Below are 6,087 nucleotides of genomic sequence, written 5' to 3'. Positions count from 1 at the left end.
TCGTCAATAATTAGATCAAACAGACCTTTGTCTTTGTCGATCAACTTTACTGATGTAGCAAGAATTGTGATGCCTTTGTTCATTAGATCGAATGTGCCTGGCGTCGCGGTTTCGCCGTCCAAACTGCTTCGCACGTCTTTGTAGACTCTCCGATTTAGTCCAAGAGGATCACGAGCATTGGCAGACGTGCTTATACCAGCCGGGAAATATTTCGCGGCAACTGTTAGCCAATATTTGTCAATTGTGGGGAAGATGGGATGAGAGATTTTGCGCATTTCGAATGCGCGAATACGGTGGACAGACTTGCCCATGTGAGTGCTCCTTTTGCAATGCCGACGATGCGGCTTGAATTAAGTACACTGTGCGCACGATGACGCCAGTAGTTGACTTATACACATAAACGGACACCAACGCAAGAAGTCTTACATTTGATATGGAGCGTTCTCTCCTCCACATTTCGGACAGGACCAGCTTTGCAACAGTTTCATCGCCGCTAAGGTGGGCATTAACGCAACGCACGAATCGCTTTCAAGCAAACTTCAACACCCAAACCAGCCCAAATCTCGAACATGACAAACTACCCGGAAAAGCGTCTCATAGAGCAGGAGCCGTAATCACCTGAACCTAAAACACTCCGGAGCGAAACGCATGGCAATGAACGACTACAACCTGAACAACACCTACTACAACACCATCGACGTACCCCGCGAGGAGACCGCCTCCTTGCTCGCCAAGGTGCTCGCCATCACCTCCGTCGGCTTCTTCATCACCTCCATCGGAGTCGCCACCGCGCCCGCCTGGGGAACCCTCGTCGGCTTCATCGTCGTCATCGGACTCGTCTTTGCCATCAGCCTCTCCCGCAAGGCCAGCCCCGGCCTCGCGCTCGGCATGTTTCTCGTCTTGACGTATTTCATGGGCTGGGAGATCGGCCCGCTCATCCAGCGCTACATCCATAACTTCGGCACCGGCCTCGTCTTCAACGCCGCCGCCACCACCGGATGCGGCATGGCCGTCATGGGCTGCGTCGCCTATCTGTTCAACATCAACTACCGCCGCATCGCCGGCATCGGCATGGCCGCGCTGCTGCTGCTGATCATCGCCGGCGTCGCCAGCATGTTCTTCCACTTCCTCTCGCCGGACACCTACTCCTGGCTCACCCTCGGCATCTTCGCCCTGCTCACAGTAGGCGACTTCGCCCGCATCCGCGCAGGCGGCAACGGCGCATCGGCGGTTGTCCTCTCGCTCTCCATCTATCTCGACGCGATCAATATCTTCATGGCCGTCCTGCAACTGATGGGTGGCCGCCGCAGCAGCAGAAGCTAGGCCTCGATATAGCTTCCTCTCCACAAGCGCCCCTGAGATCAGGGGCGCTTTTTAATAGGAGGAAGCGGCTTTGGCAAACAACCTTCACGCGGCCGGTCCTCCTCTAATTGGATATGGTAGACATCGATCTTATCGTCAATACGCTTCGAGCACACGGACACCAGGTTGAAGATATGCATCCCGTTCCGCCCGACGCGGGAGACTACGGGATGACCATCGACGGAGAAGTCGTCAATCTCGAAGGTGCGCGGCGCATCCTCGAGCTTGACGGCCCCGAGAGAACGCAAGCCCGGGGATAGCCACCGGCGTCCCCAGCCTCCAACCTGCCTCCGACGAGTATGCTGTGGCTCCTCCTGCCCGAATTCACTCTGGCCACGGCCTTCTGTTGATAGAATTGCGCGACCTCGTTTTGGGCTGCCGCCGCAGTCGATGCGATGTACTCGGTTCGGGTAATTCGGAGAGATCGCGCATGAAGAAGACGCTGTTGTGGATGGTTGGGCTGGTTTTGATCCTGTCCTGCTTCGGAGGCACGCTGCGCGCCCATGCCCAGGCCAAAGAGACAGACGTCACCGGCAACTGGCAGGGAACCCTGCAGGCCGGGCAGGGGCTGCGCATCGTCATGAAGATCACCAAGACCGATGGCAAGCTGAAGGGTATCGGCTACAGCATCGACCAGGGCGGCCAGGCGATTCCAATTAGTCCTATTACCGTGCAGGGAACATCGTTCAGCTATGCGATTTCAGGGTTAGACGTCACCTACACCGGAACCCTGAGCGCCGATGGCAAGACCATCACCGGCAACCAGACCCAGAATGGCCATACGGCTGTCCTCAACTATCAGCGCGTCACGCCCGAGGCCACATGGGCGATTCCCGAGCCTCCCAAGGCGATGGCTGCCGATGCTGTCCCCAAGTTCGATGTGGTGACGGTAAAGCCCAGCGACCCCAGCCGTCCCGGCAAACTCTTCACCATTCACGGCCGCCAGATCATAACCATCAACACCACCATGAATGACATGATCACCTTTGCCTACGGGTTGAACGTCAAGCAGATCGTTGGAGCCCCGGACTGGTTCTCCAGCGAAAAATTCGATCTCGACGGTGTACCCGATACAGAGGGCCGGCCAAACACCAAGCAGTTTAAGGAACTGATCCAGTCGGCGCTCACGCAACGGTTCAACCTCACCTTCCACCACGACCAGAAAGAGCTCTCTGTCTACGCTCTTACGGTGGCAAAAGGCGGTCCCAAGCTGACCGAGACCATCCACCAGCCGAACGATTCCAAAAACTTTCTCTTCAGGGGATTCGGCCAGTTGACAGTGACGAACTCAACCATGCAGGACTTCTGCGACGGCATGCAGGCAGCGGTGATGGACAGGCCGGTCGTCGACCACACCGGACTCACCAAGAGGTATGACTTCCAGTTGAACTGGACGCCCGACGACTCGCAGTTTGCCGCATTTGGCCCTCGGCCTCCTGCTCCGGCCAAAGAAGATCCCAACGCGCCGCCGGGCCTTTACACCGCAATACAGGAGCAGCTTGGGCTAAAGCTTGAGGCCACCAAAGCCAAGGCCGATGTCATCGTCATCGATCATGTCGAAAAGCCTGCCGCCAACTAGCAAACTCACGGCCTGCGCGTAACTAAACGATCAGGCCGTGGATAACGCCTCGGCCCATGCCTTCGGCCTACGGTCGATGGAACCGTCCCACCAGAACGCCCTTCCCAAGAATGTGGCCATCCATTGCCTTCAGCACATCGGCCTGTGTCGCATCCGGCCCAAGGCTCAGCTTGGTATCCAGCGCGAAAAGCTCAAACGTGTAGTGGTGATAGGGTCCCGCCGCACCCGCTCCCATGCCGTAGTAGCCGATCTTCTTTCCTGTGTTCCCCGCCTGAATCGACCCGTCCGGCAACGTCGCCTCGGTCGGCACATTCTCCGCAAGCTCATGAGCGCTTCCCGGAATATTGAAGATCATCCAGTGCAGCACCTGGCTTGTCGTCTTCTGCAGCGACGTGTCGGGATCGTGCAGAATCAGCGCGAAGCTCACCGTGCCATCCGGCACATGCGTCCACGTCAGCTTTGGAGAGACGGGGGCCTCCACCGCCCGCGTGTACTTATCGGGAATGATGCCGCCATCTTCAAACGCGGAAGAAGTCAGAGTCAGCCCCGGCTTGGCGGCCGCAGGAGCAGCCGGAGTCTGAGCAGTCGCTACGAACGCCGACATCAGCGCGGCGCAAATCAGAATATTTTTCATTCCTCGCTCCCGTAACTCGAAATTCAACTAAAGCCGATTGTCAGCTTCGGCTAAATTTACACCAACCTCGTCAGCGGGTTGTATTCTTTGCATTCCTCCATCGAATGGCACCCTCCTGCCATGCCCCTTCGCCAGCGCAACGGCAGTAACGCTCTCCCAGTGGCTCACCTCATTTCCAAAGATTGGAAATGTCCGATCATTCCACGCACCTCCTCCTTTCGTAGAATAGAAAGGCTGGAGTTTAGGAGAGATCCAATGAACGAACTCGCTCAGACGCTCATCGGCGACAGCTATGCAGCACAACCGGCGCACATCCTCGAAGGTCTCAGCGACGAGCTCGCTCACAAGAGAATTCCCAACACCCCTCACACCATTTACGAAGAGCTCTGGCACATCGCGTTCTGGCAGCAGGTCACGCTCGACTGGGTTCAAGGCATAGAGACGCCATTCCCCGCGAAACCCTCCGACGGCTTCCCCTCGGAGTCCGAGGCTGCCTCCGAGCCCTGGGACCAGCTACGCCTCCGCTTCCTCCAAACTGCCGAAGAGGCCGCAGCCAGCGCCCGGGACACCCGCAGGTTAGACGAGCCAATCCGTTGCCCCTCTCGTCCCGGCTCTCCGGTTCGCATCATGTCGGTCCGCGATCAACTCATCAGCCTGACATCTCACAACGCCTACCACCTTGGCCGCATCGTCCTCTTGCGCCAACTCAATCAGACATGGCCTCCAGCCTCTGGCGGCTATACCTGGTAAGGGCCTGACTTTGCCTCCCCAAAACTTGACAAATCGGCAGTCCGGAACCCCCCACCAGTCCGCCGGCACGGGATTTACCGCAGCGGGGTATACTCGAAGTCCAGACTTAACCCTCATCTCTTGAAGACTTTAGGACTTAAGTAGGGGAGGGGGGTACCTGCTCTCATCCACAAAAATGACAGGAGAACCGTGCGAAACTCTCAGACCTCCCTCTCAGTCTCAATCCTGCCCATTCTCGTTCTGCTTCTCCTTGGCACTCCTCTGATCGCCCAGCAGTCCTGCAAAGACCTCCTCAACCTCCAGCTTCCCGATACCGTGATTACCTCGGCCACAACCGTCTCGACAGGCACCTTCGCTGTGCCGAAAACTACAGCGTCGATCGGCAACCTGCCTCCCTTCTGCCGAGTCGCGGCCACCACGAAGCCTGCGGTCCGGTTCGAGGTCTGGCTGCCGCTGCACAACTGGAACGGCAAGTTCATGGGTGTCGGCAACGGAGGCACAGCAGGCGTCATCAGCTATCGCGCCATGGCCGCCGCGCTAAGACGCGGTTACGCAACGGCCAGCACCGACACAGGCCACGTCAACTCGCCCATCAGCAACGGCTTCGACTCCACCTGGGCTCTCGGACATCCCGAGCTGGTAGCCGACTTCGGCTATCGCGGCCTGCACCTTACCACCGTAAACGGCAAGCAGATAGCGCAGGCCTTCTACAGCAAAGGCCCAGCGCATTCCTACTATGTAGGCTGCTCCAAAGGCGGCGAACAGGGCCTCATGGAAGCCCAGCGCTTCCCCGCCGACTACGATGGTCTGCTCGTAGGCGATCCCGCCAACAATTGGACCCGCCACTACGCTGGCGCTCACCTCTGGTACTCGATCGCGACCCTCAAAGACCCGGAGAGCTACATTCCGGCGGCAAAGGTGCCGCTGCTGGCCAATGCGGTCATCGCAGCCTGCGACGCTATCGACGGAATCAAAGACGGCGTGCTCGACGACCCCCGCAAATGCCACTTCGACCCGGCAGTGCTCACCTGCAAAGAGGGCGAGCCAACGTCCTCCTGCTTCACCCCCAAACAGGTCAAGGCCATCAAGGAGATCTGGGGCGGAGCGCATGACTCCCACGGAACGCTCATCTATCCCGGTCTGCTTCCCGGTGGCGAAAACGGCTCCGGCGGCTGGTCGAGCTGGATCACGGGCAACAAGCCCTTCGCTGCAACCCATTGGAAGGCAGCCACAGGATTCTTCAAGGACATGGTCTTTGAAGACCCCAGCTACAACGCCCTCAACTTCAACTACGACACCGACCTAAAGACAGCACTAGCCAAAACCAGCCGTTCGCTCGACGCGGTCAACCCGGACCTGCGTCCGTTAGAGCGGCGCGGCGGAAAGTTGATCCTCTACCACGGCTGGAGCGACCCCGACATCTCGCCGCTCAACACCATCAACTACTACAGCCAGGTACAGGCGACCGTCGGCAGCAGCACAGCGCAGTTCCTGCGGCTGTTCATGGTTCCCGGCATGAACCACTGTGGCGGAGGTCCCGGCCCCAATCACTTTGATGGAGTTACGGCGCTCGAAGAGTGGGTCGAAGACGGCGTCGCGCCCGAGAAGATCGTCGCGTTCCACACCACCGACGGCGAGATCGATCGCACGCGTCCGCTGTGCCCCTATCCTCAGGTCGCTGTCTATGGCGGCAAGGGCAGTACCAACAATGCGTCCAATTTTTCCTGTAAATTGCCCGCAAAGTAACATCACTGGCCCACAA

Annotated in this window: 7 protein-coding genes; 5 read left to right on the top strand and 2 right to left on the bottom strand. The window is 58.4% G+C overall.

Features of this window, described 5'->3' with window-relative positions; genetic code table 11:
• Nucleotides 1-311, bottom strand: a 311-nt coding sequence (locus VMU57_RS04760) for an AIPR family protein (RefSeq protein ID WP_325381331.1), incomplete at its 3' end; no start/stop codon positions are given.
• Between the two features lie 337 nt (nt 312-648).
• Between VMU57_RS04760 and VMU57_RS04755 the strand changes: the two genes are divergently transcribed.
• The 3 genes from VMU57_RS04755 (at nt 649) to VMU57_RS04745 (ending at nt 2,941) form a co-directional block, all read left to right on the top strand.
• On the top strand, nt 649-1,323 hold the full coding sequence (locus VMU57_RS04755; RefSeq protein WP_325381329.1) for a Bax inhibitor-1 family protein: 675 nt from the start codon (nt 649-651) through the stop codon (nt 1,321-1,323).
• A 113-nt stretch (nt 1,324-1,436) separates the two neighbouring features.
• Nucleotides 1,437-1,622: a hypothetical protein gene (locus VMU57_RS04750; RefSeq protein WP_325381327.1), complete on the top strand. Its 186-nt coding sequence runs from the start codon at nt 1,437-1,439 to the stop codon at nt 1,620-1,622.
• Between the two features lie 170 nt (nt 1,623-1,792).
• Entirely contained in the window at nt 1,793-2,941 is a 1,149-nt protein-coding gene (locus VMU57_RS04745) for a TIGR03435 family protein (RefSeq protein ID WP_325381325.1), read from the top strand.
• Nucleotides 2,942-3,008: 67 nt separating this feature from the next.
• Here the strand turns inward: VMU57_RS04745 and VMU57_RS04740 are convergent, their stop codons facing one another.
• Nucleotides 3,009-3,575: a YbhB/YbcL family Raf kinase inhibitor-like protein gene (locus VMU57_RS04740; protein ID WP_325381323.1), complete on the bottom strand. Its 567-nt coding sequence runs from the start codon at nt 3,573-3,575 to the stop codon at nt 3,009-3,011.
• Nucleotides 3,576-3,830: 255 nt separating this feature from the next.
• On the opposite strand from VMU57_RS04740, the gene VMU57_RS04735 reads away from it, so the two are divergent.
• Together VMU57_RS04735 and VMU57_RS04730 are read left to right on the top strand one after the other, a co-directional pair.
• Complete coding sequence (locus VMU57_RS04735) at nt 3,831-4,325, top strand: DinB family protein (RefSeq protein ID WP_325381321.1); 495 nt, start codon at nt 3,831-3,833, stop codon at nt 4,323-4,325.
• A gap of 189 nt (nt 4,326-4,514) precedes the next feature.
• Entirely contained in the window at nt 4,515-6,071 is a 1,557-nt protein-coding gene (locus tag VMU57_RS04730; protein WP_325381319.1) for a tannase/feruloyl esterase family alpha/beta hydrolase, read from the top strand.
• The last annotated feature ends 16 nt before the right edge of the window (nt 6,072-6,087 follow it).

Source organism: Edaphobacter sp., from assembly GCF_035532915.1.
In the GTDB taxonomy this organism is placed as follows: domain Bacteria; phylum Acidobacteriota; class Terriglobia; order Terriglobales; family Acidobacteriaceae; genus Edaphobacter.
The sequence above is the reverse complement of the archived record's forward strand: the minus strand, read 5'-3'. Positions and strand labels throughout refer to the sequence as shown.

Excerpts from the sequence above, each read along its gene's own strand:
- VMU57_RS04755 (WP_325381329.1), top strand. The coding sequence starts at position 649 with ATGGCAATGAACGACTACAACCTGAACAACACCTACTACAACACCATC.
- VMU57_RS04750 (WP_325381327.1), top strand. The coding sequence starts at position 1,437 with ATGGTAGACATCGATCTTATCGTCAATACGCTTCGAGCACACGGACAC.
- VMU57_RS04745 (WP_325381325.1), top strand. The coding sequence starts at position 1,793 with ATGAAGAAGACGCTGTTGTGGATGGTTGGGCTGGTTTTGATCCTGTCC.
- VMU57_RS04740 (WP_325381323.1), bottom strand. The coding sequence starts at position 3,575 with ATGAAAAATATTCTGATTTGCGCCGCGCTGATGTCGGCGTTCGTAGCG.
- VMU57_RS04735 (WP_325381321.1), top strand. The coding sequence starts at position 3,831 with ATGAACGAACTCGCTCAGACGCTCATCGGCGACAGCTATGCAGCACAA.